24 protein-coding genes are annotated in these 24153 nt (G+C 53.5%); 12 read left to right on the forward strand and 12 right to left on the reverse strand.

Annotated features, from left to right (window positions below; translation table 11 throughout):
- Positions 1-76: 76 nt before the first annotated feature.
- Positions 77-2506, reverse strand: a complete 2430-nt coding sequence (gene hrpB / locus HV229_RS20725; protein ID WP_181546276.1) for an ATP-dependent helicase HrpB — start codon at positions 2504-2506, stop codon at positions 77-79.
- Positions 2507-2579: 73 nt separating this feature from the next.
- Between hrpB and thpR the strand changes: the two genes are divergently transcribed.
- The 9 genes from thpR (at position 2580) to panD (ending at position 9740) form a co-directional block, all read left to right on the forward strand.
- Positions 2580-3110 carry an RNA 2',3'-cyclic phosphodiesterase gene (gene thpR / locus HV229_RS20730; RefSeq protein ID WP_016151743.1) on the forward strand — a complete coding sequence of 177 codons (531 nt, stop codon included), beginning with the start codon at positions 2580-2582 and terminating at the stop codon, positions 3108-3110.
- A 15-nt stretch (positions 3111-3125) separates the two neighbouring features.
- A complete protein-coding gene (gene sfsA / locus HV229_RS20735) occupies positions 3126-3830 on the forward strand; it encodes a DNA/RNA nuclease SfsA (protein ID WP_046275355.1) in 705 nt (234 codons plus the stop codon).
- Between the two features lie 177 nt (positions 3831-4007).
- Positions 4008-4463 carry an RNA polymerase-binding protein DksA gene (gene dksA, locus HV229_RS20740; RefSeq protein WP_003018625.1) on the forward strand — a complete coding sequence of 152 codons (456 nt, stop codon included), beginning with the start codon at positions 4008-4010 and terminating at the stop codon, positions 4461-4463.
- 70 nt (positions 4464-4533) lie between these two features.
- A complete protein-coding gene (gene gluQRS, locus HV229_RS20745) occupies positions 4534-5430 on the forward strand; it encodes a tRNA glutamyl-Q(34) synthetase GluQRS (RefSeq protein WP_181546278.1) in 897 nt (298 codons plus the stop codon).
- Between the two features lie 71 nt (positions 5431-5501).
- Positions 5502-6896: a polynucleotide adenylyltransferase PcnB gene (pcnB, locus tag HV229_RS20750; RefSeq protein WP_203457720.1), complete on the forward strand. Its 1395-nt coding sequence runs from the start codon at positions 5502-5504 to the stop codon at positions 6894-6896.
- Positions 6893-7372, forward strand: a complete 480-nt coding sequence (folK, locus tag HV229_RS20755; protein ID WP_016151739.1) for a 2-amino-4-hydroxy-6-hydroxymethyldihydropteridine diphosphokinase — start codon at positions 6893-6895, stop codon at positions 7370-7372. Before pcnB ends, folK begins: the two co-directional genes overlap by 4 nt.
- A 120-nt stretch (positions 7373-7492) precedes the next feature.
- Positions 7493-8284, forward strand: coding sequence for a 3-methyl-2-oxobutanoate hydroxymethyltransferase (panB, locus tag HV229_RS20760; RefSeq protein ID WP_003829230.1), 792 nt, complete (start codon positions 7493-7495; stop codon positions 8282-8284).
- A gap of 125 nt (positions 8285-8409) precedes the next feature.
- Positions 8410-9264, forward strand: coding sequence for a pantoate--beta-alanine ligase (gene panC / locus HV229_RS20765; RefSeq protein ID WP_016151737.1), 855 nt, complete (start codon positions 8410-8412; stop codon positions 9262-9264).
- Between the two features lie 95 nt (positions 9265-9359).
- Positions 9360-9740 (forward strand): aspartate 1-decarboxylase, encoded by a 381-nt coding sequence (panD, locus tag HV229_RS20770; protein ID WP_000621526.1) that lies wholly within the window; start codon positions 9360-9362, stop codon positions 9738-9740.
- Between the two features lie 6 nt (positions 9741-9746).
- Here panD and HV229_RS20775 read toward each other — a convergent pair whose 3' ends face one another.
- From HV229_RS20775 to HV229_RS20790, 4 genes are all read right to left on the reverse strand, one after another.
- A complete protein-coding gene (locus HV229_RS20775) occupies positions 9747-10976 on the reverse strand; it encodes a polysaccharide deacetylase family protein (protein WP_181546280.1) in 1230 nt (409 codons plus the stop codon).
- Positions 10977-11037: 61 nt separating this feature from the next.
- Entirely contained in the window at positions 11038-11478 is a 441-nt protein-coding gene (locus tag HV229_RS20780; RefSeq protein WP_016151735.1) for a PTS sugar transporter subunit IIA, read from the reverse strand.
- Between the two features lie 103 nt (positions 11479-11581).
- Positions 11582-12352, reverse strand: a complete 771-nt coding sequence (locus tag HV229_RS20785; RefSeq protein ID WP_003829467.1) for an ABC transporter permease — start codon at positions 12350-12352, stop codon at positions 11582-11584.
- Positions 12349-13275, reverse strand: coding sequence for an ABC transporter ATP-binding protein (locus HV229_RS20790; protein ID WP_046275357.1), 927 nt, complete (start codon positions 13273-13275; stop codon positions 12349-12351). Before HV229_RS20790 ends, HV229_RS20785 begins: the two co-directional genes overlap by 4 nt.
- Before the next feature lie 101 nt (positions 13276-13376).
- On the opposite strand from HV229_RS20790, the gene can reads away from it, so the two are divergent.
- Complete coding sequence (can, locus tag HV229_RS20795) at positions 13377-14066, forward strand: carbonate dehydratase (protein WP_016151733.1); 690 nt, start codon at positions 13377-13379, stop codon at positions 14064-14066.
- Positions 14067-14136: 70 nt separating this feature from the next.
- On the opposite strand, the gene hpt is transcribed toward can, so the two are convergent.
- The gene (gene hpt / locus HV229_RS20800) at positions 14137-14673 is read right to left on the reverse strand and encodes a hypoxanthine phosphoribosyltransferase (protein ID WP_016151732.1); all 537 of its coding nucleotides are present in this window, start codon (positions 14671-14673) and stop codon (positions 14137-14139) included.
- A gap of 203 nt (positions 14674-14876) precedes the next feature.
- Here hpt and HV229_RS20805 point away from each other — a divergent pair, with 203 nt between their 5' ends.
- Positions 14877-17267 carry a glucose/quinate/shikimate family membrane-bound PQQ-dependent dehydrogenase gene (locus HV229_RS20805; protein ID WP_032931273.1) on the forward strand — a complete coding sequence of 797 codons (2391 nt, stop codon included), beginning with the start codon at positions 14877-14879 and terminating at the stop codon, positions 17265-17267.
- A gap of 34 nt (positions 17268-17301) precedes the next feature.
- On the opposite strand, the gene HV229_RS20810 is transcribed toward HV229_RS20805, so the two are convergent.
- Together HV229_RS20810 and cueO are read right to left on the reverse strand one after the other, a co-directional pair.
- Positions 17302-17823, reverse strand: coding sequence for a hypothetical protein (locus HV229_RS20810; protein WP_016155709.1), 522 nt, complete (start codon positions 17821-17823; stop codon positions 17302-17304).
- A gap of 121 nt (positions 17824-17944) precedes the next feature.
- On the reverse strand, positions 17945-19561 hold the full coding sequence (cueO, locus tag HV229_RS20815; protein WP_181546282.1) for a multicopper oxidase CueO: 1617 nt from the start codon (positions 19559-19561) through the stop codon (positions 17945-17947).
- Between the two features lie 153 nt (positions 19562-19714).
- Between cueO and HV229_RS20820 the strand changes: the two genes are divergently transcribed.
- The gene (locus tag HV229_RS20820) at positions 19715-20062 is read left to right on the forward strand and encodes a YacC family pilotin-like protein (protein ID WP_003018667.1); all 348 of its coding nucleotides are present in this window, start codon (positions 19715-19717) and stop codon (positions 20060-20062) included.
- A 30-nt stretch (positions 20063-20092) separates the two neighbouring features.
- On the opposite strand, the gene HV229_RS20825 is transcribed toward HV229_RS20820, so the two are convergent.
- From HV229_RS20825 to HV229_RS20840, 4 genes are read right to left on the reverse strand one after another with little or no spacing between them, the layout of a single operon-like run.
- Entirely contained in the window at positions 20093-20860 is a 768-nt protein-coding gene (locus tag HV229_RS20825) for a DeoR/GlpR family DNA-binding transcription regulator (RefSeq protein WP_046275359.1), read from the reverse strand.
- Between the two features lie 9 nt (positions 20861-20869).
- Entirely contained in the window at positions 20870-21853 is a 984-nt protein-coding gene (locus tag HV229_RS20830; protein WP_181546284.1) for a D-threonate 4-phosphate dehydrogenase, read from the reverse strand.
- Entirely contained in the window at positions 21843-23114 is a 1272-nt protein-coding gene (locus HV229_RS20835) for a D-threonate kinase (RefSeq protein WP_080859363.1), read from the reverse strand. The genes HV229_RS20830 and HV229_RS20835 overlap by 11 nt, the downstream gene beginning before the upstream one ends.
- Positions 23111-24064 carry a 2-keto-3-deoxygluconate permease 1 gene (locus HV229_RS20840; protein ID WP_016151725.1) on the reverse strand — a complete coding sequence of 318 codons (954 nt, stop codon included), beginning with the start codon at positions 24062-24064 and terminating at the stop codon, positions 23111-23113. The genes HV229_RS20835 and HV229_RS20840 overlap by 4 nt, the downstream gene beginning before the upstream one ends.
- Positions 24065-24153: the final 89 nt, after the last annotated feature.

Consider the following 24153-nt stretch of genomic DNA (forward strand, 5'->3'; position numbering starts at 1 on the left):
CAGAAGAAGAAATCTCTCAATTTACTGCCGTGTTTATACCGGATGACGGCTTCGCTTTATCCGGCCTACAGTTTCATTACGAATACTTCTTTGTTCGCCGCGTTGGCGCGGTATTCGCCGGATCGTCCGGCCAGACATGTTTGGGATAGCGCCCTTTCATCTCTTTTTGCACCTCACGGTACGATCCCTGCCAGAACGCGCTCAAATCACTCGTTACCTGCAGCGGTCGTTGGGCCGGAGACAGCAGTTCCAGCACCAGCGGCACGCGCCCCTCGGCGATGGTTGGGGTCTTCGCTTCACCAAACATTTCCTGCATCCGAACCGCCAATACCGGAGGGTTATCCTCATGATAGCGAATGGCAATCCGGCTTCCCGTCGGCACAGTGTAATGCGCTGGCAGTTCACTATCCAGACGTTGCAGCATTGACCAATCCAGCAAACCGCGCAATGCCTGACCCACATTTAGCGCTTTTAACGCGCGTAACGAGTGCACACCGCTCATGTGCGGCAGCAGCCAGCTCTCCAGCGTCGCCAGCAGAGAATCCTCATCTACCGCGGGCCAGTTATACTCTGGCAACCAGTTTGCCGCACATTGCAGACGCAGGCGAAATTGCTCGGCTTCCGGCGTCCAGTTGAGCACACTTAGCCCTTTATCGCGAATGCCGTTCAACATCGCCAGGTGTAACTCCTCTTCCGAGGGTTTGGCCAGCGCCTGTACTTTTACCGTTAGCTGGCCAATGCGCGACCGACGCAATGCTTTTAACGTTCCCTGAGTTTCATCCCATTCGATGGTGTCAGATTGTTGTAGCAGTTCAGGGCATGCCTGTATCAGCGCTTCGATATCCAGCGGCAGAGCCAGCAGAATACGCGCATCCGGCGAAGCGCTGCCCTGCAGTAACAGCGGCACAATCAGCCATTCATGGCGTCCGGAGGCGTCATCGGCATCCAGCATTGCCCCCATGCCATTCGCCAGTTGATAGCGCCCTTCCTGCCCGCGCCGACGCGCGATCCGATCGGCAAACGCCTGCGCCAGTAATGAGGGGAGCAGCGCGCTGTCCGGCTGTCCGCTGCGAACGTTAAGCCGTTTCAGTAATTGTTGACTGCGCTGCTGCCAGGCGGGCTGATTTCGTGAAAACGCTACAGCCAGATCGGTACTGCCACCGCGCGGCGGCTCTTCCAGAATCGCAGCCAGTTTTGCCGCCGTTGCCACTTCATTGTCATTGTTGGCGCTAACCAGCATAGCCGCTAAACGGGGGTCGTTACCCAACGTCGCCATTTTCTGCCCCCTGGAGCTGAGCCTGTCACCCTCAAGCGCCCCCAGCATCTGCAGCAGCCGCTTTGCCGCCTGCAGGTTGATGGCGGGCGGTGTATCCAGCCAGTTCAGTTGCTCAGGGTCGGTGCATCCCCATTGCAGTAACTCCATCAGCAGTCCGGACAGGTCGCTCTGTAAAATCTCCGGTTCTCCCTGTGCCGCCGCTCTTTCCGCCTGCTCTTTGGCAAGTAAATGTAGGCAGATACCGGGTTCCAGACGGCCCGCGCGTCCCGCTCGCTGGGTCATCGAGGCCTGGCTTATGCGTTGGGTAATCAGTCGCGTTAAACCGGTACGCGCATCATAGCGCGCCACGCGCTCCTGGGCGCAGTCCACCACCAGCCGGATGCCTTCGATCGTTAAGCTGGTTTCGGCAATATTGGTCGCCAGCACCACTTTGCGCTTGCCTTGCGGAGCGGGCAAAATCGCCTGGCGCTGCTCGGCAAGCGTCAGCGCGCCGTACAGTGGGCACAACAACACATCGCTGCCCACACGCGTTGCCAGTTGCTCCTGCACGCGCTGGATTTCCCCTACACCCGGTAAAAACAGCAGCAGCGACCCGCTTTCATGGCGCAGGAGTTCTGCCGTCGCTATCGCTACCGCTTCAGCAAAACGCAGATGCGCCGCCAACGGCTGATATCGTCGATCAACGGGAAAAGCGCGGCCTTCAGAAACGATCGTCGGCGCATCAGGCAACATCTGCTGCAAACGCCCGTTGTCCAAAGTGGCAGACATGATCAACAGTTTCAGATCGTCACGCAGCCCTTGCTGCACATCCAGCAACAGCGCCAGCGCCAGGTCGGCCTGCAAACTCCGCTCGTGAAATTCGTCGAGGATGATCAGCCCAACGCCCGTCAATTCGGGGTCGCGCTGGATCATGCGCGTCAGAACCCCCTCCGTCACCACCTCAAGGCGGGTCTGCGGCCCTACGCAGCTTTGCGCACGCATGCGATACCCCACGGTCTCGCCAGGCTTTTCATTCAGCAATTCCGCCAACCGCTGCGCCACATTGCGTGCTGCCAGACGCCGCGGCTCCAGCAAAATAATCCGTCCCTTGATACCGCGATGTTCAAGGAGTCGCAACGGCAGCCAGGTTGATTTCCCGGCACCGGTCGGCGCCGTCAGCAAAACCTGCGACGAGGCATCAAGGGCGGTAAGTAGTTCAGGCACTACGGCGGCAACGGGCAACGACGTCACAAATGACTCCAGAGGGTTAACATTCTTCGCGCTGCATTGTAGCATCGCGTTAATTCATAACCGAGTATCCATCATGTCTGAGCCAAAAAGGCTGTTCTTTGCGATTGAATTGCCTGGCGAGGTTCGGGAGCAGTTAATCCACTGGCGGGCCGCGCAGTTCCCCCCTGAAGCGGGTCGTCCCGTCGCCGCCGATAATCTGCATCTGACGCTCGCCTTTTTGGGCGATGTCAGCGCTGAGAAGCAGCATGCGTTAATGCAGCTTGCAGGGCGTATTCGCCAGCCGGGTTTTACGCTCAAACTCGACGATGCCGGGCAATGGCTGCGCTCGCGAGTCGTGTGGTTGGGAATGCGTCAGCCGCCGCGCGGGCTGCTGCAGTTGGCGAACATGTTGCGGGCACAAGCCGCACGCAGTGGGTGCCACCAGAGCCCGCAGCCGTTTCACCCGCATATCACGCTGCTGCGTGACGCCGGTCACGCGGTATCTATCCCTCCGCCAGGGTTTGGCTGGTCGTTTCCGGTAACAGAGTTTGGGCTTTATTCCTCCTCATTCATGCGAGGACGCACGCGTTACACGCAGTTGCAACGCTGGACGCTGACTGAATAATCAAAGGAACTGTTCATGCAATTTTCTCCACCTTTACAACCAGCAACGCTCATTCAGCGCTATAAGCGTTTTTTAGCGGATGTGATCACACCGGATGGCACAACGTTAACGCTACACTGCCCCAATACGGGAGCCATGACCGGCTGCGCAACGCCGGGAGATACTGTCTGGTATTCGACATCAGAAAATACTAAACGAAAATATCCACATACCTGGGAATTAACGCAAACCCAATCCGGTGCACTTATTTGTGTTAACACGCTGTGGGCCAATAGATTAACGAAAGAGGCTATTCAGCGTTCGTTAATTTCGGAAGTTTCAGACTACAGCACCTTGAAAAGTGAAGTAAAATACGGCGCCGAAGGGAGCCGTATCGACTTTTTGTTACAGGCGGATTCCCAACCTGACTGCTATATTGAAGTGAAATCAGTCACGTTGGCGGAAAAAGATCAGGGTTATTTTCCCGATGCCATCACTGAACGAGGTCAGAAACATCTTCGGGAATTGATGAGCGTAGCGGCCGAAGGCAAGCGCGCGGTGATATTTTTCGCGGTGTTGCATTCAGCCATTACACGGTTTTCACCCGCGCGCCATATCGATGCAAAATATGCGCAATTATTAGTTGAAGCACAGCTTAAGGGGGTAGAAATTCTGGTTTATAAAGCGGAACTTTCTGCCCATGGTATGACTCTTAAAGAGCCGTTGCCCATTACCTTGTAATGGTGTAAATATTCGGTTAATTAGTATTCTGGGCGCGTGGGCAAATACGCTTTTCCTCACAGGGTTGTCAAGTGTTACGTTTAGATAATTGCTATCCGGAAAAGCATCTGCTATTTATAGCGACCTGATTTTTCCCCCGAACATGGGGATCGATAGTGCGTGTTAAGGAGAAGCAACATGCAAGAAGGGCAAAACCGTAAAACATCGTCCCTGAGTATTCTCGCCATCGCTGGGGTGGAGCCGTACCAGGAGAAACCGGGCGAAGAGTATATGAACGAAGCCCAGCTGTCGCACTTCAGGCGTATTCTTGAGGCATGGCGTAATCAACTTAGGGATGAAGTTGATCGCACCGTATCTCATATGCAAGACGAAGCGGCTAACTTCCCTGATCCGGTGGACCGCGCCGCACAGGAAGAAGAATTCAGCCTTGAGCTGCGTAACCGTGATCGTGAGCGCAAACTGATCAAAAAGATCGAGAAGACGCTGAAGAAAGTAGAAGACGAAGATTTCGGCTACTGCGAATCATGCGGCGTAGAAATTGGTATTCGCCGTCTGGAAGCGCGTCCGACAGCCGATCTGTGCATCGACTGTAAAACGCTGGCAGAAATCCGCGAAAAACAAATGGCAGGTTAATTCCGGTCATTTTTACCACGTTTACTACAGGCGGGAGCTTCTCCCGCCTTATTATTTGTTAGCCCGCAAAATGAGCGATTCACATTATATTGGCCGCTTCGCCCCTTCCCCCTCTGGCGAACTCCATTTTGGTTCACTGATTGCCGCCCTCGGGAGTTACCTGCAGGCCCGTGCTCGTCGCGGAATCTGGCGGGTACGCATTGAAGATATTGACCCCCCTCGTGAAGTTCCCGGTGCTGCAGACACGATTCTGCGTCAGCTGGAACATTACGGACTGCACTGGGATGGCGATATTTTATGGCAATCCCAGCGTCATGACGCCTACCGCGAGGCGCTGGCCTGGCTGCATCAGCAGGAACTGAGCTATTACTGCACCTGTACGCGCGCGCGTATTCAAAGCGTCGGCGGCATTTACGACGGTTATTGCCGTGAGCTACGCCACGGGCCTGAACAGGCGGCGGTCCGCATTAAGCAACGCCATCCGGTGATGCAGTTTACGGACCAACTGCGCGGTGTGATTCAGGCTGATCCGCGGCTTGCAAAGGAAGATTTTATTATTCACCGTCGCGACGGGCTGTTTGCCTATAACCTCGCGGTGGTGGTAGACGACCACTTCCAGGGCGTGACGGAAATTGTGCGCGGTGCCGATCTTATCGAACCGACGGTACGGCAAATTTCGTTGTATCAACAGTTCGGCTGGCAAGCGCCGGACTATATTCATCTGCCGCTGGCGCTCAACGAACAAGGCGCTAAACTTTCAAAACAAAATCATGCACCTGCACTGCCGCAAGGCGATCCACGCCCGGTGATTGTTGCTGCGCTGCGCTTTCTCGGCCAGCACTCCGATATCCCGTGGCAGGAGATGCGCGTGGATCAGATTCTCACGTTTGCCATTGAAAACTGGAGTCTGACAGCGGTGCCAGAATCGGCGATCGTAAATCCGCCATTCTCAAATGCATCATGCTGAGCTATGATTAGCCGCTATTTTTACACAGCAACACTTGTTCTGATTGAAGTTTGACACTACCGAGGTGCACTATTTTTACCCGAGTCGCTAATTTTTGCCGCAAGGTGCTAAGCCGCGAGGAGCGCGAGGCCGAGCTCGCCGTCGCCCGTCCACATATGACGGTAATCCCGCGTGAGCAGCACTCTATCTCCCGCAAAGATATCAGTGAAAATGCCCTGAAGGTAATGTACAGGCTCAATAAGGCCGGATACGAGGCATGGCTGGTTGGCGGAGGCGTACGCGATCTTTTGCTGGGCAAAAAGCCGAAAGATTTTGATGTCACGACTAACGCCACGCCAGATCAGGTGCGAAAACTGTTTCGTAACTGTCGTCTGGTTGGTCGCCGTTTCCGTCTGGCCCATGTCATGTTTGGCCCGGAAATTATCGAAGTGGCAACTTTCCGTGGTCATCATGAAGGCAGCGAGTCCGATCGCACAACCTCACAGCGCGGACAAAACGGTATGCTGCTGCGCGACAACATCTTCGGTTCCATCGAAGAAGATGCCCAGCGTCGCGATTTCACGATTAACAGCCTGTATTACAGCGTGGCCGATTTCACCGTGCGTGATTACGTTGGTGGCATGCAGGATCTCGAAGAGGGCATCGTTCGCCTGATCGGTAATCCGGAAACGCGCTACCGCGAAGACCCTGTACGTATGCTGCGGGCCGTGCGCTTTGCCGCCAAGCTCGACATGCGTATCAGCCCGGAAACCGCTGAGCCAATCCCGCGTCTGGCAACACTGCTTAACGATATTCCCCCCGCACGCCTGTTTGAAGAAGCGCTCAAACTCTTACAGGCGGGCTATGGGTATGAAACCTATAAAAAATTGCGTGAGTACAGCCTGTTCCAGCCGCTGTTCCCCACCATTACGCGCTATTTCACCGAAGACGGTGACAGCCCAATGGAACGCATCATCGCTCAGGTGCTGAAGAATACCGATAACCGCATCCACAATGATATGCGCGTTAACCCGGCGTTCTTATTCGCCGCCATGTTCTGGTATCCGTTACTGGAAGCTGCGCAGAAAATTGCCCAGGAAAGCGGTCTGGCTTACTACGATGCCTTCGCACTGGCGATGAACGACGTACTGGATGAAGCCTGCCGCTCGCTGGCGATCCCGAAACGTCTGACCTCGCTGACCCGTGATATCTGGCAGTTGCAACTACGCATGTCTCGTCGCCAGGGCAAACGCGCCTGGAAGCTGATGGAGCATCCGAAGTTCCGCGCCGCTTACGATCTGCTGGCCCTGCGTGCCGAAGTGGAAAACAACGCTGAACTGCAGCGTCTGGCGCAGTGGTGGGGAGAATTCCAGGTTTCAGCACCGCCGGAACAAAAAGGCATGCTCAACGAACTCGACGAAGAACCAGAACGCCGTCGTCATCGTCGCCCGCGTAAACGCGCCCCGCGCCGTGAAGGTTCCGCGTGACCATCGCCTATATCGCTCTCGGCAGTAATCTGGCCTCTCCTCTGGAGCAGGTTAATGCTGCCGTAAAAGCGATTGGCGACATTCCCGACAGCCGTATCGTCGCTGTTTCCTCCTTTTACCGCACACCGCCATTAGGCCCACAGGATCAGCCAGATTACCTGAACGCTGCCGTGGCGCTGGAAACCACTCTCGCTCCCGAAGAATTGCTTAATCATACCCAACGCATTGAGCTGCAACAGGGACGCGTACGTAAAGCCGAACGCTGGGGGCCGCGCACTCTGGACCTCGATATTATGCTGTTTGGCGATGAAGTGATTAACACCGAACGTCTGACCGTACCGCACTACGACATGAAAAACCGTGGTTTTATGCTGTGGCCGCTCGCTGAAATTGCACCTGAGCTTATCTTCCCGGAGGGTATCAGCCTGCATCAGCACCTCACCCATCTTGGTGCCGCAAAACCTGCACACTGGTAAAGTATCCTCTCCCCTTCAGCGTTTACTACTTTAGTGCCAAACGGTTGCTTAAAACAATTGCCCCCCTGAATGTGACTGTTAGAATGCCGATAAATATGACTTTCATCATCAGGAAATGTTATGAAACCCACCACCATTTCACTGCTGCAGAAATGCAAGCAAGAGAAAAAACGCTTCGCAACCATTACCGCCTACGACTACAGCTTTGCTAAGTTATTTGCCGACGAAGGCATTAATGTGATGCTGGTTGGCGACTCGCTGGGCATGACGATTCAGGGGCATGACTCCACCTTACCGGTCACCGTTGAAGATATTGCTTACCACACTCGTGCCGTACGTCGTGGCGCCCCCAACTGTCTGCTACTCTCCGACCTGCCATTTATGGCTTACGCCACGCCGGAACAAGCATTTGAAAACGCCGCGGTGGTGATGCGGGCGGGCGCTAATATGGTCAAAATTGAAGGCGGCGCCTGGCTGGTGGATACGGTAAAAATGCTCACCGAACGCGCCGTACCGGTTTGCGGTCATCTGGGATTAACACCGCAGTCGGTGAATATTTTCGGCGGCTATAAAATTCAGGGCCGCGGCGACGCCGGGCAGGTATTGCTGGATGACGCGCTGGCCTTAGAAGCCGCTGGCGCTCAGTTGCTGGTGCTGGAGTGCGTGCCGGTTGAGTTGGCGAAGCGCGTCACCGAAGCGCTGTCGATTCCGGTTATCGGTATCGGCGCTGGTAACGTCACCGATGGACAAATCCTCGTCATGCACGATGCCTTTGGTATTACCGGTGGCCACATCCCGAAATTTGCGAAGAATTTCCTCAATGAAGCAGGCGACATGCGCGCCGCAGTGCGGCAGTATATGGCTGAAGTGGAGTCCGGCGTTTATCCGGGCGAAGAACACAGTTTCCACTAATTTTTCAGGCCATATATCGGCCTGAAAAGCGTAGCGCCATCAGGCGGTTCGCTGCATATTGCCGGATGGCGGCGTAAACGTCTTATCCGGCCTACGGTTCCTCAGGCAACTCAAGGAGTCTTGTCGTGTTAATCATTGAAACCCTGCCGCTGCTGCGCCAGCATATTCGTCGTCTGCGTCAGGAAGGCAAACGCGTCGCTCTGGTTCCCACCATGGGCAACCTGCACGACGGCCATATGAAGCTGGTCGATGAGGCAAAAGCGCGGGCTGATGTGGTGATCGTCAGCATTTTCGTCAACCCGATGCAGTTTGACCGACCGGACGATCTGGTGCGCTATCCGCGCACGCTGCAGGAAGATTGTGAAAAGCTGAACAAGCGTAAAGTCGATTACGTTTTTGCGCCTGCCGTTGAGGAAATCTACCCGCAGGGGCTGGAAGGCCAGACGTTCGTTGAAGTTCCCGGTCTCTCCACCATGCTGGAAGGCGCCAGTCGTCCAGGCCATTTCCGTGGCGTTTCCACTATCGTCAGCAAGCTGTTTAACCTGATCCAGCCAGATATCGCCTGCTTTGGTGAGAAAGATTTCCAGCAGCTCGCACTGATCCGCAAAATGGTGGCGGATCTGGGTTATGACATTGAGATCGTTGGCGTGCCGATTATTCGCGCCAAAGACGGTCTGGCGCTTAGCTCACGTAACGGTTATCTGACCGCAGAGCAGCGAAAAATTGCGCCGGGTCTGCACAAAGTGATGAACGGCATCGCTGAAAAGCTGCTTGCCGGCCATCGTGACCAGGAAGAGATTATTGCCATTGCCGAGCAGGAACTGAATGAAAAAGGCTTCCGTGCCGACGATATTCAGATTCGTGATGCCGACACGCTGCTGGAGCTGACGGAAACCAGTAAACGCGCGGTGATTCTGGCCGCCGCCTGGCTGGGTCAGGCACGTCTGATCGATAATCAAAGCGTTACATTAGCCCAGTAGACAGGGGTTAAAAATCAGGCAATACTGCCTGAGAATTTCTCAAAGCAGGCCAGTAGTGCCTGCTTAGCCAAGGTAAACGACAGGGTATAGAAGTTATGATTCGCACCATGCTGCAAGGCAAGCTCCACCGCGTAAAAGTCACGCAGGCGGACCTGCACTACGAAGGCTCCTGCGCCATCGACCAGGATTTCCTCGATGCCTCTGGTATTCTGGAAAACGAAGCTATTGATATCTGGAACGTGACCAACGGTAAACGTTTCTCAACCTATGCGATTGCGGCTGAACGCGGCTCCAGAATCATCTCGGTGAACGGCGCAGCGGCGCACTGTGCTGAAGTCGGCGACATTGTGATTATCGCCAGCTTCGTCACCATGTCTGATGAAGAAGCCCGCACCTGGCGTCCGAAAGTGGCCTACTTTGAAGGCGACAACGAAATGAAGCGCACCGCGAAAGCCATTCCGGTACAGGTTGCCTGACAGCCCTTACCCTTGCGGCTGATTACTTATCAGCCGCGACATCGTCTCCAGCGAATCCGTTCTTAAAATATAAAGTCTTTTCAATAAGAACGGATTATCCCCCGGTTTAACCTTCCCTCTCACCGTGGTGACCGCCATGTGGAATCCCGCGTCGCCTGCCGCTTTTACTGCCGTGGCGTTATAGCCGCCAAACGGATACGAAAGATAAAGAACGTGAGGGTTAAACTGAGACAACGCCCGACGCGAACGGGCAAAATCAAACAGAATATTGTGATAGCTGCGACTCAGCAGGATTGGCCGGTGATTCGCATCAACCCGATGTAAAAAATGGGTATGCGACAGGAAGTCGAACACGTCCCTGATCTCATTCAGTTCCGCGATGCTCATAAACTGCAGTGATTTCGGATCCCACTTCTGCGGGTGGCGCTTGATACGTGAGGAGATAATAAACGCCGTTGCCTTCATGCCGTGCTGCTTCAGAATCGGGTAAGCATAACGACTCACCGACTTCAGACCATCATCAAAAGTCAGCACCACCGCCCGCGCCGGGAGATTCATATTGTTGCGAACATAGCCTTCCAGTTGGTACATCGTCAACGTGGTGTAGCCGCGGTCCTGTAGCCAGGCCATCTGGTTGCTGAAGGCGCGTACGGAGGTTGTCGTGGAGGTGTGGCGAAAACGGGTATTCTCTTCATCGCGCAGAATATGGTGATAGGTTAACACCGGGATACCGTTGTCTTCCTGCGCATCCAGAGCGCTGATATAGGCCAGTCTGCCGCCAATACGGATCTGGTACCAGGTTTGGTTGAGACGGTCTTTAAGCTTGCTGATAACCGGATAACGCAGATTATCCGCCAGCACGCCAAACGGGGCGCTACCAACATCCGGAGCGTTATAAACCGGCGTATCTTTCCAGGTGATCAGGCTTTGGTTGCTGAGGGGTTTATTGAGATCGCCCAGACCATCGTCGACTTTCTGCCGCCCCTGCACAGGCTCCAGATGCCCTTTATCAATAAACCCGGTACCAAAACCAAAGGTAAATTCGTAATAGTCTGCCGCAATTGGCTCAACGGCGAGGATCTGCCCGGCGCGAATATTTCCTACCGTCACCATCTTGTTGCCAATCTGCGCCCACACGGCGGCTGCTTCGGTGGTTTGCATGTAGCGAGCAGGCAAAGCCGCAGCTATGCTGCCAGAAAACAGGAGCAATAAAACAAGCAGAACGCGCATCACCATATGAGATAACCGAGGCGAGAAACCCCGGCTATTGTAGCAAAAGCGCCATCAATACCAATGATTAATACTCATACAAATCATGCTTCAACACGAAGGGGGGATTTTTCTGTTGTTGATGCCAGAGGCTAGAGACTTCTGGCCCGCCAAGCGCAACGATGCTATCACGAAACGCAGAACTGCTCATCGATTCCCGCGACGAAAGCATTCGCTCAAGCAATGGATAACTGATACCTGAAATCACTTCACACTGGGGATGTTTATGGCTCATTAACGAAGCCACGCGGTAAGGCGCGGCCCCGGCCATATCCGTCAGGAATATCACACCCTCGCCAGAGTCTGTAGCATGCAGGGCATGGCACATCATGCGGCTTAGCATATTCGAGCTAAGCCCACGCCAAAAACTCACCGCCTGGCATTGAACCAACGGGCCGTACTTTTTCTCCAGACGATGCAGCATATCCTGTGCCTTATCATCATGACAGGTAATTACCCAACCTAGCATTGCCTACCTCCTTAGCAGGCAAGTAGTTTATCAGGGTGATAAATCCGTAATGGTGATAAGCATCAAAAGTCTTCCTCTCCCTGGTAAGGAGAGGAAGAAAGACTTAGCTGCGCAGGCCGCGTCCGCGCTGAATCAGGTACCAGCACAGCAAATAAAATGCTGCGATAAACACCACCAGCACGCCAAAGGTGGTGACCAGCGGAACATCGTGGATCCCCAGGAAGCCGTAACGGAAACCGCTAATCATGTAGACAATCGGGTTCAGATGGGACAGTCCCTGCCAGAATGGCGGCAGCAGCGTTAACGAATAGAAAACGCCGCCCAGATAGGTCAGCGGAGTCAGCACGAAGGTTGGGATCAGGCTGATATCGTCAAAGGTTTTAGCGAAAACCGCGTTCAACAGACCGGCCAGCGAAAACAGCACCGCTGTTAACACCAGCGTAAGCGCCACAAAGACCCAGGAATGCACCTGGAACGGCACGAAGAACAGCGAAATCGCTGTTACCAGGATCCCTACGCACAGGCCACGCGCCACGCCGCCGCCAACAAAACCGGCGATGATCACGTGCGTCGGTACCGGAGCGACCAGTAGCTCTTCAATGTTGCGTTGAAACTTGGCGCTGAAGAATGACGATGCCACGTTGGCGTACGAGTTGGTAATTACCGCCATCATAATCAGCCCTGGCACGATAAACTGCATGTAGCTAAAACCATGCATTTCGCCGATACGCGAGCCGATCAGGTTACCAAAGATAATAAAATAGAGCGTCATAGTAATGACGGGAGGAACCAGAGTCTGGACCCAGATACGCATAAAGCGGTGGATCTCTTTCGCCCAGATGCTTTTCAGCGCAACCCAATAAAGCTGCATCATGCGCGATCTCCTTGTTTTTCATGCACCAGAGAAACAAACAGTTCTTCCAGTCGGTTCGCTTTGTTTCGCATACTCAATACCTGAATGCCCTGGGCGCTCAGCTGTGAGAACACGCTGTTGACCCCTTGTTCACGCAGTACTTCAACTTCCAGTGTGGAGGTATCCACCAGCCGGTATTGATAGCCCTCCAGTTTTGGCAGCGGGCTTTTCGGCGCCAGATCGAGAATAAAGGTCTCGGATTTCAGCTTAGAGAGCAGGCTCTTCATCGAGGTGTTTTCCACCAGCTCGCCGTGCTGAATAATGCCGATGTTGCGACACAGCATTTCCGCTTCTTCGAGATAGTGAGTGGTCAGAATAATCGTGGTGCCTTTGTCGTTTAAATCCTTTAAAAAACCCCACATTGAACGACGCAGCTCAATGTCGACCCCCGCCGTCGGTTCATCAAGGATGAGTAATTTAGGCTCGTGCATTAGTGCGCGGGCAATCATCAGACGGCGTTTCATCCCGCCGGAGAGCATGCGCGCGCGCTCGTTACGTTTTTCCCATAAATCGAGCTGCTTTAAATATAATTCGCTGCGTTTGACCGCCTCTTTATACTCAACGCCGTAATAACCCGCCTGGTTGACTACGATCTGCTGCACGGTTTCAAACGGGTTAAAGTTAAACTCCTGCGGTACCAGACCAAGCTGGCGTTTCGCATTAACGGTATCTTTTTCAAGATCGTATCCGAAGACGCTCACCCGCCCAGAGGTTTTATTCACCAGCGAGCTGATTATCCCGATGGTGGTGGACTTGCCTGCGCCATTCGGACCCAAAAGCGCATAAAAATCCCCCGCTTCGACTTGCAAATCTATTCCGCGTAACGCCTGAACGCCACCGGGATAGGTTTTTTTAAGTTGTTGAAGTTCCAGAGCAATGGTCATGGTTTTTTACTTACCTTACATTCTAATGCTTGATATTTGGTTTTAATAAATCAGGAGTTAACCTATATTAGCGCAACGCAATTCAATTGGTTACAGCCTCCATGAAAGACATAGATACACTCATCAGCAACAACGCGCTATGGTCAAAGATGCTGGTAGAAGAGGATCCCGGATTTTTTGAAACGCTGACTCACGCACAAAATCCGCGCTTTTTATGGATTGGATGTTCCGACAGTCGCGTTCCCGCAGAACGTTTAACCGGTCTTGAGCCGGGTGAATTATTTGTTCACCGTAATGTTGCCAATCTGGTTATTCACACCGACCTGAACTGTCTCTCAGTGGTTCAGTATGCGGTGGATGTGCTGGAAGTGGAACATATTATTATTTGCGGCCACTATGGATGTGGTGGCGTACAGGCGGCTATTGAAAATAAAGAACAGGGGCTGATTGATAACTGGTTACTGCATATTCGCGATATCTGGTTTAAACACAGTTCACTGCTGGGCGAAATGCCGCAGGAACGTCGCATTGACACCCTGTGCGAACTGAATGTAATGGAGCAGGTCTACAACTTGGGCCACTCAACCATCATGCGTTCAGCCTGGAAGCGCGGTCAGAAAGTTACCATTCACGGCTGGGCTTACGGTATTCATGATGGCCTGCTGCGCGATCTGGACGTCACCGCCACCAGTCGCGAAACGCTGGAGCAGCGCTATCGCCAGGGGCTGTCTAACCTCAGCCAGAAACATACCAATCACAAGCAGATACCAACAAGCGGCAGCGACGCTTAAGTCGCTTTTCGGCCTGCGGGGAAGTATCGTGCAGGCCGAATAAGCAAAGCGCCATCAGGCGCTCCCGACATTACTCGTCCAGCAGCACCACTTTGCCAACGTACGGCAAATGGCGATAACGCTGGGCATAGTCAATGCCATAGCCGACAACAAACTCATCTGGGATAGAGAATCCGATAAACTCAACCGGAACATCCACTTCACGACGGGTAGGTTTGTCCAGCAGCGTACAAATAGCCAGGGATTTCGGCTCGCGCAGGCTCAGAATCTCACGCACTTTGGACAACGTATTACCGGAGTCGATGATGTCTTCGACAATCAGCACGTCCTTGCCACGAATGTCTTCATCCAGGTCTTTCAGGATTTTAACATCGCGCGTGGTGGACATTCCGCTGCCATAGCTGGAAGCAGTCATGAAATCGACTTCGTGGGAGACATGCACTTCACGGCACAGGTCGGCCATAAACATAAATGAGCCGCGTAACAGACCAACCAGCACCATATCGCTGCCGCTGTCCTTGTAACGTTCGTTAATCTGACGTCCCAGTTCAGCAATACGCGCTTTGATCTCCGCTTCCGGGATCATGACTTCAACAGTATGTTTCATATCTCTAACCATATGATTTAAAAACAAATCACTCAATGCTAACTTTTAATAAGCCAGCATCTAAGCGCAAGGCACGCAGTATACCAGCAAAAGCATTCATACGCGGCATCTGTTGATAAAGTTCATAATGTGACGTTTATCACGCGTTTTAGCTCCTATAATTAACTGCTATTAAAGAAATAACACCTGTGATGGTATTTTTTATGGCAAATAACAACGTACGTTCTCAACGGCTTATCGTGACCCTGAGCGCCCTGTTTGCGGCACTTTGTGGACTATATCTCCTGATTGGTGGAGGCTGGCTGGTCGCCATCGGTGGCTCCTGGTATTACCCGATCGCGGGCCTTGCCATGCTCGGTGTGGCTCTCCTGCTGTGGCGCAGTAACCGCTCCGCCCTTTGGCTGTATGCCGCCCTGCTTCTCGCCACCATGATTTGGGGCGTCTGGGAAGTCGGCTTTGATTTCTGGGCGCTGACGCCGCGTAGCGACATCCTGGTCTTCTTTGGTATCTGGCTTATCCTGCCTTTCGTCTGGCATCGCCTGATTATCCCTTCCAGTGGCGCAGTAGCGGCGCTGGTGGTGGCCCTGCTGATTAGCGGCGGTATCCTGACCTGGGCTGGCTTCAACGACCCACAAGAGGTTCACGGCACGCTGAGTGCAGATACCTCTCAGGCCGATGCAATCTCAGCGGTTGCCGACGAGGACTGGCCGGCTTACGGTCGCAATCAGGAGGGTCAACGCTACTCACCGTTAAAACAAATTAACGCTGACAACGTTCATCAGTTGAAAGAAGCATGGGTATTTCGTACCGGGGATTTAAAACAACCCAACGATCCCGGCGAAATCACCAATGAAGTCACGCCAATAAAAGTAGGGGATACTCTTTATCTGTGTACCGCCCACCAGCGGCTGTTCGCCCTGGATGCGGCCAGCGGGAAAGAGAAGTGGCATTTCGATCCCCAACTCAATACCAATACCAGCTTCCAGCACGTAACCTGTCGCGGCGTTTCTTATCATGAAGCCAGACCGGATACAGCTTCTGCAGAGGTGATGGCCGACTGTCCGCGCCGCATCCTTTTGCCGGTCAATGATGGTCGACTGTTTGCCTTGAATGCCGAGACCGGCAAGCTGTGCGAAACCTTCGCCAATAAAGGTATTTTGAATCTGCAGACCAATATGCCGGATACCTCACCGGGCCTGTACGAACCGACGTCTCCCCCGATAATCACCGATAAAACTATCGTTATTGCCGGGTCGGTAACCGATAACTACTCAACCCGCGAAACATCCGGGGTGATACGTGGTTTTGACGTCAATAACGGCAAGCTTCTGTGGGCGTTTGATCCCGGTGCCAAGGATCCTAATTTCATCCCGTCAGATGAACATACCTTCACCTTTAACTCACCCAACTCCTGGGCGCCTGCGGCCTACGACGCGAAGCTGGATCTGGTGTATCTGCCCATGGGCGTTACCACGCCGGATATCTGGGGCGGTAACCGCACACCGGAACAGGAACGTTACGCCAGCGCCATTCTGGCGTTAAATGCCACGACCGGGAAATTGGCCTGGAGCTATCAGACCGTTCACCACGATCTGTGGGATATGGACTTACCGGCGCAGCCAACCCTGGCGGATATCAACGTCAATGGAGAGAAAATTCCGGTCATTTATGCCCCGGCAAAAACCGGTAATATCTTTGTGCTCGACCGCCGTAATGGTGAACTGGTGGTGCCTGCACCGGAAAAACCGGTGCCGCAAGGTGCAGCCAAAGGTGATTATGTCAGCAAAACCCAGCCGTTCTCCGATCTCAGTTTCCGTCCGCAAAAAGATCTCAGTGGTGCGGATATGTGGGGCGCAACCATGTTTGACCAGTTGGTGTGCCGCGTAATGTTCCACCAGCTGCGCTATGAAGGCATTTTTACCCCGCCTTCAGAGCAAGGCACTCTGGTGTTCCCGGGTAACCTCGGCATGTTCGAATGGGGCGGTATTTCCGTTGATCCCAACCGTCAGGTAGCCATTGCCAACCCGATGGCGCTGCCGTTCGTTTCTAAGCTGATCCCACGCGGTCCCGGCAACCCGATGGAGCCGCCGAAAGATGCCAAAGGTACTGGCACAGAGTCCGGGATTCAGCCGCAGTACGGCGTACCATTCGGCGTAACGCTTAATCCATTCCTTTCACCATTTGGCCTGCCGTGTAAACAGCCAGCATGGGGCTACATTTCCGCCGTAGATCTGAAAACCAATCAAGTGGTGTGGAAAAAACGCATTGGTACGCCACAGGACAGCATGCCATTCCCAATGCCGGTTCCGGTGCCGTTCAATATGGGGATGCCGATGCTGGGTGGACCTATCTCCACCGCGGGTAACGTGCTGTTTATAGCCGCGACTGCCGATAACTATCTGCGCGCATACAACATGAGCAACGGTGAAAAACTGTGGCAGGGTCGGCTTCCGGCAGGCGGCCAGGCAACGCCGATGACGTATGAAGTTAACGGTAAGCAGTATGTGGTGATATCCGCCGGGGGCCACGGCTCATTTGGCACCAAGATGGGCGATTATATCGTGGCATACGCGTTGCCGGACGACGCGAAGTAAAATGGAAAACGCCCGCTAATCAGCGGGCGTTTTTTTATTCAAACTTCAGTGACAGTAACGACGCTTTTGCGGCTTCCTGATACTGAGCCACAAGATCTTTGGTCATATTGAAGGAGACCTGCACCGCTTTCTCGTTTTGCGAGGTAATCAGCAGCATATTGAGAATTTCAGTATCCGGCGCTTGAGAACGGAAAGTAATCAGCCACGCTTTATGTCCATCAACCGTGACAGGTTCCGCCTGCGGCTTGAAGTTGGTCAGCATCTTCAGCGTCGCATCCTTTGCCATATCCAACTGAGCGGCAGGCAACGCGTTGCGCCCGGCGGTAATACCTAGAGACGCTTTACCGCGTTCGTCACCGTAAATCACCTGTGGACGGTTTTCAGAAGGGTATTTGATTTTTGCCATTTCGTCCGGCATCGGCGTGAGCGTCTGCGGAATTTCGAGACTTAAATTCAGTTTTGAAATCTGTTGGCGTTCCATCTTCATCGCAGCCTGTGCCGAAACCGCCAGAAGCATAATAAAAGATGCCGTCAGTACTTTACGCAAAAGGGTCATGAATACCTCGTGATGAGTGATTAACCTCATCAGTATATGAATGCTTTTACTCGACGATAGAGTAATAATCCGTTTTTGAAATAAACATTTAGCGGATAGCGCCACCGCTATCCGCCGCTGTTTATACGGTAAAACCGAGCATCATCCCGGTATCCTCATGCTCTAACAAATGGCAGTGCGCCATATAGGCATGTTCCTTTGGCGCGTCGTGGTCAAATTTCACCAGCACCTCGCTCACGCCGCCCTCTACCCGCACCGTATCTTTCCATCCCGCGCGGTGCGCAGCAGGCGCTTTGCCATTTTCAGACAGAATACGGAACTGCGTGCCGTGAATGTGGAACGGATGCAGCATCATGTCGCCCTGACCGGAAATCACCCAGCGTTCGTGTTGACCTTTCGCCGCGGCAAACATCGGTTTATTCATATCAAACGCCTGACCATTAATCCGGTTGGCATTATGGAAATCGAATGTTCCATGCTTCATGTTGCCCATGTCACCATGCTGCATATTCCCCATCTCACCGTGGTTCATATTGCCATGCTTCATGCTCCCGTGGCCCATATTGTCATTATTCATATGACCCATCATCTTGCCATGATCCATACCCGCCATAGCCTGAGCGCCGTACTTCTTCATCAACATTTGCATGCCCATCATGTCGAGCATTGGGTCCATCGATAATTGCAGTTTGCGCACCGTCAGCCCCTCAAGCGATGGCAGCGCCGGCATGGATGTCAGCGTATCCGGCAGCGTGCCGGAAGCGGTAATCAGCAGTGGCTGAACGCGCATCACCGGATGCGGCTTATCAAATGGCGCAATCGCCATGCCCATCTGACCCACAGGCAGAGTGACCAGATCAAACGCTTTACCGTCGCTCACGTCCACCAGCACTTCAAAGCGTTCGCCCATCAGCATAGGAAGTTCGGTTACTTTTACTGGCTCCGCCAACAGTCCGCCGTCGCTGGCAATAACGTACAAAGGACGATTGTCGCTGGCCGCGATATTCAGTGAGCGTGCGTTACAACCATTTAGCAGACGCAGGCGTAGCCAACCGCGCGGTGCAGCATGCTGAGGATAAATCGCCCCATTGGTTAGCAGCGTATCGCCAAACCAACCGACGGCAGCGGTCATGATGTCCAGTTGATAGTTAACCTGACCATCAGCAGAGAACTGTTTATCCTGAATAATCACCGGCACATCATCAATGCCCCACTGCTTAGGCAGCAGCAGCTTGCGAATCTCTTCATCTTCAATCAGCACCAGCCCGGCCAGGCCCATCGCCACCTGATGACCGGTCTTCCCATGCTGATGCGGGTGGAACCAGCAGGTTGCCGCGCGCTGATCCGGTGTGAAGGTCACAGAACGTTTCCCACCCGCCGGAATAATACCTTGCGGGCCACCGTCGACTTCACCGGGGATTTCCAGCCCGTGCCAGTGCAACGTCGTCTCTTCGGCAAGCTGGTTATGGATATCCACCGTCACCGATTGCCCTTTACTCAGCTTGACCGCCGGCCCGAGCAAACTGCCGTTATATCCCCAGGTCGTGGCTGTTTTGCCTGCAAAACTCGACTGTCCGGCTTGCACGATCAGCTGCATACGGTTAGAGGCATCTGCGGTTAACAGGTCTGGAATGGGTAATGCGGGACGGTCTGCAGCAAATACGCTCCGGCTCCACAGAGGTAACGCTAACGCGACACCCAGCGCCACAGAGTACTTTAAAAAGTCACGACGTTGCATAATCACTTCCTTATATTCAGCAGCTTAAGCAGGCTATCTTTTAAGCATAAGCCCTCCCCTTACGGGAAGGTCAAGTAAACGGCTAATAATAAAGGTCGTCGCTTCGCTCGCAGTGTGCTAACGTTTAAATTCCGTGATGCAGTGGTAGAAGCAATGAAGACGTTTTTCAGAACCGTTTTGTTCGGCAGCCTGATGGCCGTATGCGCAAACAGCTACGCGCTTAGTGAGTCCGAAGCCGAAGATATGGCCGATTTAACGGCAGTTTTTGTTTTTCTGAAAAATGACTGTGGATACCAGAATTTGCCAAATGGGCAGATTCGTCGCGCACTGGTCTTTTTTGCCCAGCAAAACCAGTGGGACCTAAGTAATTACGACACCTTCAATATGAAAGCGTTGGGTGAAGACAGCTACCGCGACCTCAGCGGTATAGGCATCCCAACGGCCAAGAAATGCAAAGCGCTGGCACGTGACTCCCTGAGCCTGTTGGCTTACGTAAAATAATCTCCGGCACGACCACGGTTGATATTACCATTACTCTGGCTGAACCAGCGAGAGGGCAACGGATTGCGCTTTTAATTCAGCCTGCGCGTTTGGCGCTAAATTCACATCGGTAACAACATCGGTAAAGCGGCTGAGCGGCGCGACGTTAAATAACGAATGCGCACCGTACTTGCTGCTATCCGCCAGTAATACCTTGCGTTGAGCATTAGCAATAATTTCCTGCTTTAATCCCGCTTTGTCTTCCGTGGGCGTGGTTACGCCCTTTTCCATACTCCAGGTGTTACAGCTCATAAAAGCGATATCAGGATAGACGCTGCGCAACATTTTCCGGCCAAACTCACCAATACAGGACTGGCTACTGTCATCGATGCGCCCACCGACGATCGTCACCTCTATCTGGCGAAATTCTGACAAAAACAGGGCAATGTGTAGATCAACGGTAATGACGCGCAGCGGCAAATGCGTCAAACATTTTGCCAATTCCAGCATCGTGGTACCGGCGTCAAGCACCACGGCATCGCCCGCGCGCACCATTGAGGCGGCAAAACGCGCAATCGCCCGTTTCTCAGCACGCGAACGCAGTTGCTTTTCGTTCGTGGTCGGCTGCGCCGCTTCAAAGCGTCGTAACGCAACACCGCCGTGGCTACGGCTGATCACACCCTGTTCATCCAGCTTAATGAGATCGCGTCTGATCGTTGCTGGTGAAGCGTCAACCGCATCAACCAATTGTTCCACGGTAACCAGCGTATGATTTTTCAAATACGCCACTATCTTATCCAGACGGTGTTGCCCTTTCATAACAGTAAATTACGCCAGTTGCATTGCCAGTTTGATCGATACGACCATGCTCTCAGATTTTGCTTTTCCCGTCCAGGCGATATCAAATGCCGTACCATGATCGGCAGAAGTACGAATGAACGGCAAACCTGCTGTGATATTTACGCCATCATAAAAACCGAGCAACTTCAGTGGGATATGTCCCTGGTCGTGGTACATCGCCACGACCATGTCATACTGGCCTTCATAAGCCTGTAAAAACACGGTATCCGGTGGGCACGGACCGTAAACATCCATCCCCTTCGCCTTCATATTTTCAATCGCAGGCCCGACAATACGGATTTCCTCATCGCCAAACAGGCCATTCTCACCGGCATGTGGGTTCACTCCCGCAACGGCAATACGCGGATGCGCAAAGCCTACGCGCTTCAGGAAGGTATCGGCAATGCCAATCACCGTTTCGACACGTTGCCCATTGAGCGTATCGAGGAATTTGCGCAGAGCGATATGCGTGGAAACATGGATGACTTTCAGTTTGTCTGTGTACAGCACCATTGCGTAATCACGACTTTCCGTCAGCGTTGCCAGCAGTTCCGTATGTCCGGGATAATTGTGTCCACCAAGATGCAATGCTTCTTTGTTCAACGGCGCGGTCGCAATCGCATGCACATCACCCTTCATTGCCAGTTCCGTCGCGCGTTTCACACAGCGATAGGCCAGATCGCCCGCCTGCGCCTGTACGGTTCCCGGAACAAGTTCATCGGGTTGTGCCAACGGTTCATCAATCACATGAATCGTATCTGGTGTAAATCGGGCATCGGCGACCTGTTCAATAGCGCGAAATGTCACCCCTTCGGCCAACCCCTGGGCCTGCAATCGATGCAGCGTTTTCAGGCACCCAACCACCACTAACGGCGCACCGTTAAGCTCATCCTCGCGTAGCGCTTTAACAATAATTTCCGGACCAATCCCCGCCGGATCTCCCATCGTAATCGCAATTGTTTTAGTTACCACGGTACATCTCCTCAATAAAATACAGCGCATCACAAAGGGTCGTGTCAGAACCGAATCCGCCCGCTTTGGTAATCACAGGCAAGTCATCAATCTCGCTATTCACAAACGTTCCACACGGAATACAGGGGGCAACCTCACTTTGAATGCGATACCCTTCGGCTCCCAACGCACTGGCGACCGCCGTGGCAATATCACCTCCGGTCAGGAACAAGCCGCCGATACGTGCCTGTTCAATAATGTGCAGCGTTATCATTCCGAGACGCTGGCTCAGCAGTTCTCCTAGCTGTTGTCGGCTCATTTCCACGTTACGACACAGCGCGTCGATCATATCCCGGTCTTCAGCACGCCGACTGGTGCGCAGGATCGTGTGGTGTTGTTGACTCAACAGCCCACAAGCCTGCTCAATAACGGAGGCCATTTCCTGCTCGAATTCTGACCCTGCCAGGCGTGCGGCATCAACGTCCACCACCTTTGCCCGGTCCTGACACAAGGCCTTTTCCACCTGACGTCGCGTTGCTTCGCTCATTGAGCCCGCCACAACCAACACCGGCAATTCCTGCTTTTCTTGCATAAACGTTCCGGCCGGTAGCGCATTGGCAAGCCCCGCCGCCCCGACCAGTAGTGGCATCTGTTTTTGCTCACAGACAGCCTGAGCAATCAACGCGAGATCTCGTTCCTCTTGCGCATCCACCACCACCATACATTCACCTGCTGTCGCGAATCCGCTCAGCAACGCACTCAAGCTTCCCCGACGCACATCCGCTAGCGACACCTCATGTACCGGGATATCGCTTTGTAACGCGAGCAGTTCAGCAATACGTGAAGAGAGAATTGGCGTTTTCGGATCGCTGGCGAATTCCGTCTCCAACAGCGGTACGCCATGAACCAGGCATAATCCATCCCGTGTGGTACGCCCGGCGGCAGGAATCGCCGCCGCAATAACGGCCTGCGTCCGACCAGCTGTGTGCATGGCAGCAGTAACTTCAGCCCCTACGTTGCCACGGAATGTCGAGTCGATTTTTTTGTACACCAGCGGTTTTATTGCTTCTTCACACCATGGCGCTAACGCCTGTTGTACAGCTGCTGCGGCCTGCATTGCAGGCATCGCCCGACTTTCCGTGTTGATGACCAGAACATCGACGCGACGAGAAGGCTTCTGTGCCGATGTAAGCATGACCTCAGTGCGTGCGCCTTTTTTCGCCAACTGTACGCCGGTATCGTTAGACCCCGTAAAATCATCGGCGATAACGATCATTTTCATGCTTTCTTCTCCTGCACCGCCTGACGCGCCTGTTTTTTCGCCACCCACGACGTAAGAATTGGCGTCAGAATAGCGGTGGTAATTACCGACGCAGCAATCAACGGCGCAGCCGCAGCGGCAACCTCTGCCAACGATGGATCGGCTTGTGCTATCGCCAGCGGCGTCGCGACGGCGTTCCCCGCTGTACTGGATGCAGCGGCGCCAGCAATACCACTTCCGCCTACCAGACGATCGGCACGAATGTTAAAGAAGCCGCCAACAAAGGTGGTCAGCACGCCAAGCAGAATGCCTGCCAGACCACCCTGCAGCAGCATTTCCAGATTAATGCCAGCCCCAAGTGCAAACGCAAAGAAAGGAATGAGCAACGGACCGCCTTTGGTCAGGAAGTCACGCATATTGGCATCGAGGTTACCGAGGATCATACCTACCGCCAACGGTACCAGAACTGCCACCAGCGCCATGACAGGAATGTTTGCCATACCCGCAGCACCCAGTGCAATCATGGTAAAGAAAGGTCCGTCATTCAAAGACAGAATAGAAATCGCACCGACATCACGTTCGTTGCCAAATTCCCCAACCAGCGCCGCATAAAGCCCGCCATTGGAGTTACTCATTGCCGCAATAATGGCGACACCGCTCAAGCCAAAGATGCCTTCTGCACCAAACAGGTGTTCAACCCCGAGACCAATCGCGATTGCGACCAGCAATTTCGTCAGCGTAATCGTACCGCCTTGTAACAAAGCCTGTGGTGCCGCCTTTACACTAATTCCCGCCCCCATGCAGAGCAGGAACGCGCCGATCAAAGGAGCCGCACCATTTTTAAATAAAGCCGTGGTGAATCCACCGATCTGCAACGCCTGCGGGGCAAAAGTGTTGATAATGGCACCGATAACCAACGGCACTACCATCATGCCGCCGGGTACGCGTTCTATTGCCTTCTTGATGTTCATGGTCTTCCCGCCTGTTGTTGTGTTGTGATTAAATAAAATCATAAAGATTATATTCAATCAAAAACAGATCGCAAACGCGGCAGATCACA

This window comes from Citrobacter sp. RHBSTW-00524 (assembly GCF_013747755.1).
In the GTDB taxonomy this organism is placed as follows: Bacteria; Pseudomonadota; Gammaproteobacteria; order Enterobacterales; family Enterobacteriaceae; genus Citrobacter; species Citrobacter braakii.

What these genes read in the sequence shown, in the direction of transcription:
- thpR (WP_016151743.1), top strand. Translation starts at nt 2,580, where the DNA reads ATGTCTGAGCCAAAAAGGCTGTTCTTTGCGATTGAATTGCCTGGCGAG.
- HV229_RS20780 (WP_016151735.1), bottom strand. Translation starts at nt 11,478, where the DNA reads ATGCTAGGTTGGGTAATTACCTGTCATGATGATAAGGCACAGGATATG.
- HV229_RS20840 (WP_016151725.1), bottom strand. Translation starts at nt 24,064, where the DNA reads ATGAACATCAAGAAGGCAATAGAACGCGTACCCGGCGGCATGATGGTA.
- HV229_RS20825 (WP_046275359.1), bottom strand. Translation starts at nt 20,860, where the DNA reads ATGAAAGGGCAACACCGTCTGGATAAGATAGTGGCGTATTTGAAAAAT.
- dksA (WP_003018625.1), top strand. Translation starts at nt 4,008, where the DNA reads ATGCAAGAAGGGCAAAACCGTAAAACATCGTCCCTGAGTATTCTCGCC.
- HV229_RS20790 (WP_046275357.1), bottom strand. Translation starts at nt 13,275, where the DNA reads ATGACCATTGCTCTGGAACTTCAACAACTTAAAAAAACCTATCCCGGT.
- HV229_RS20785 (WP_003829467.1), bottom strand. Translation starts at nt 12,352, where the DNA reads ATGATGCAGCTTTATTGGGTTGCGCTGAAAAGCATCTGGGCGAAAGAG.
- HV229_RS20775 (WP_181546280.1), bottom strand. Translation starts at nt 10,976, where the DNA reads ATGGTGATGCGCGTTCTGCTTGTTTTATTGCTCCTGTTTTCTGGCAGC.
- cueO (WP_181546282.1), bottom strand. Translation starts at nt 19,561, where the DNA reads ATGCAACGTCGTGACTTTTTAAAGTACTCTGTGGCGCTGGGTGTCGCG.
- HV229_RS20820 (WP_003018667.1), top strand. Translation starts at nt 19,715, where the DNA reads ATGAAGACGTTTTTCAGAACCGTTTTGTTCGGCAGCCTGATGGCCGTA.
- HV229_RS20810 (WP_016155709.1), bottom strand. Translation starts at nt 17,823, where the DNA reads ATGACCCTTTTGCGTAAAGTACTGACGGCATCTTTTATTATGCTTCTG.
- can (WP_016151733.1), top strand. Translation starts at nt 13,377, where the DNA reads ATGAAAGACATAGATACACTCATCAGCAACAACGCGCTATGGTCAAAG.
- HV229_RS20835 (WP_080859363.1), bottom strand. Translation starts at nt 23,114, where the DNA reads ATGAAAATGATCGTTATCGCCGATGATTTTACGGGGTCTAACGATACC.
- panD (WP_000621526.1), top strand. Translation starts at nt 9,360, where the DNA reads ATGATTCGCACCATGCTGCAAGGCAAGCTCCACCGCGTAAAAGTCACG.
- HV229_RS20805 (WP_032931273.1), top strand. Translation starts at nt 14,877, where the DNA reads ATGGCAAATAACAACGTACGTTCTCAACGGCTTATCGTGACCCTGAGC.
- sfsA (WP_046275355.1), top strand. Translation starts at nt 3,126, where the DNA reads ATGCAATTTTCTCCACCTTTACAACCAGCAACGCTCATTCAGCGCTAT.
- gluQRS (WP_181546278.1), top strand. Translation starts at nt 4,534, where the DNA reads ATGAGCGATTCACATTATATTGGCCGCTTCGCCCCTTCCCCCTCTGGC.
- panB (WP_003829230.1), top strand. Translation starts at nt 7,493, where the DNA reads ATGAAACCCACCACCATTTCACTGCTGCAGAAATGCAAGCAAGAGAAA.
- hpt (WP_016151732.1), bottom strand. Translation starts at nt 14,673, where the DNA reads ATGAAACATACTGTTGAAGTCATGATCCCGGAAGCGGAGATCAAAGCG.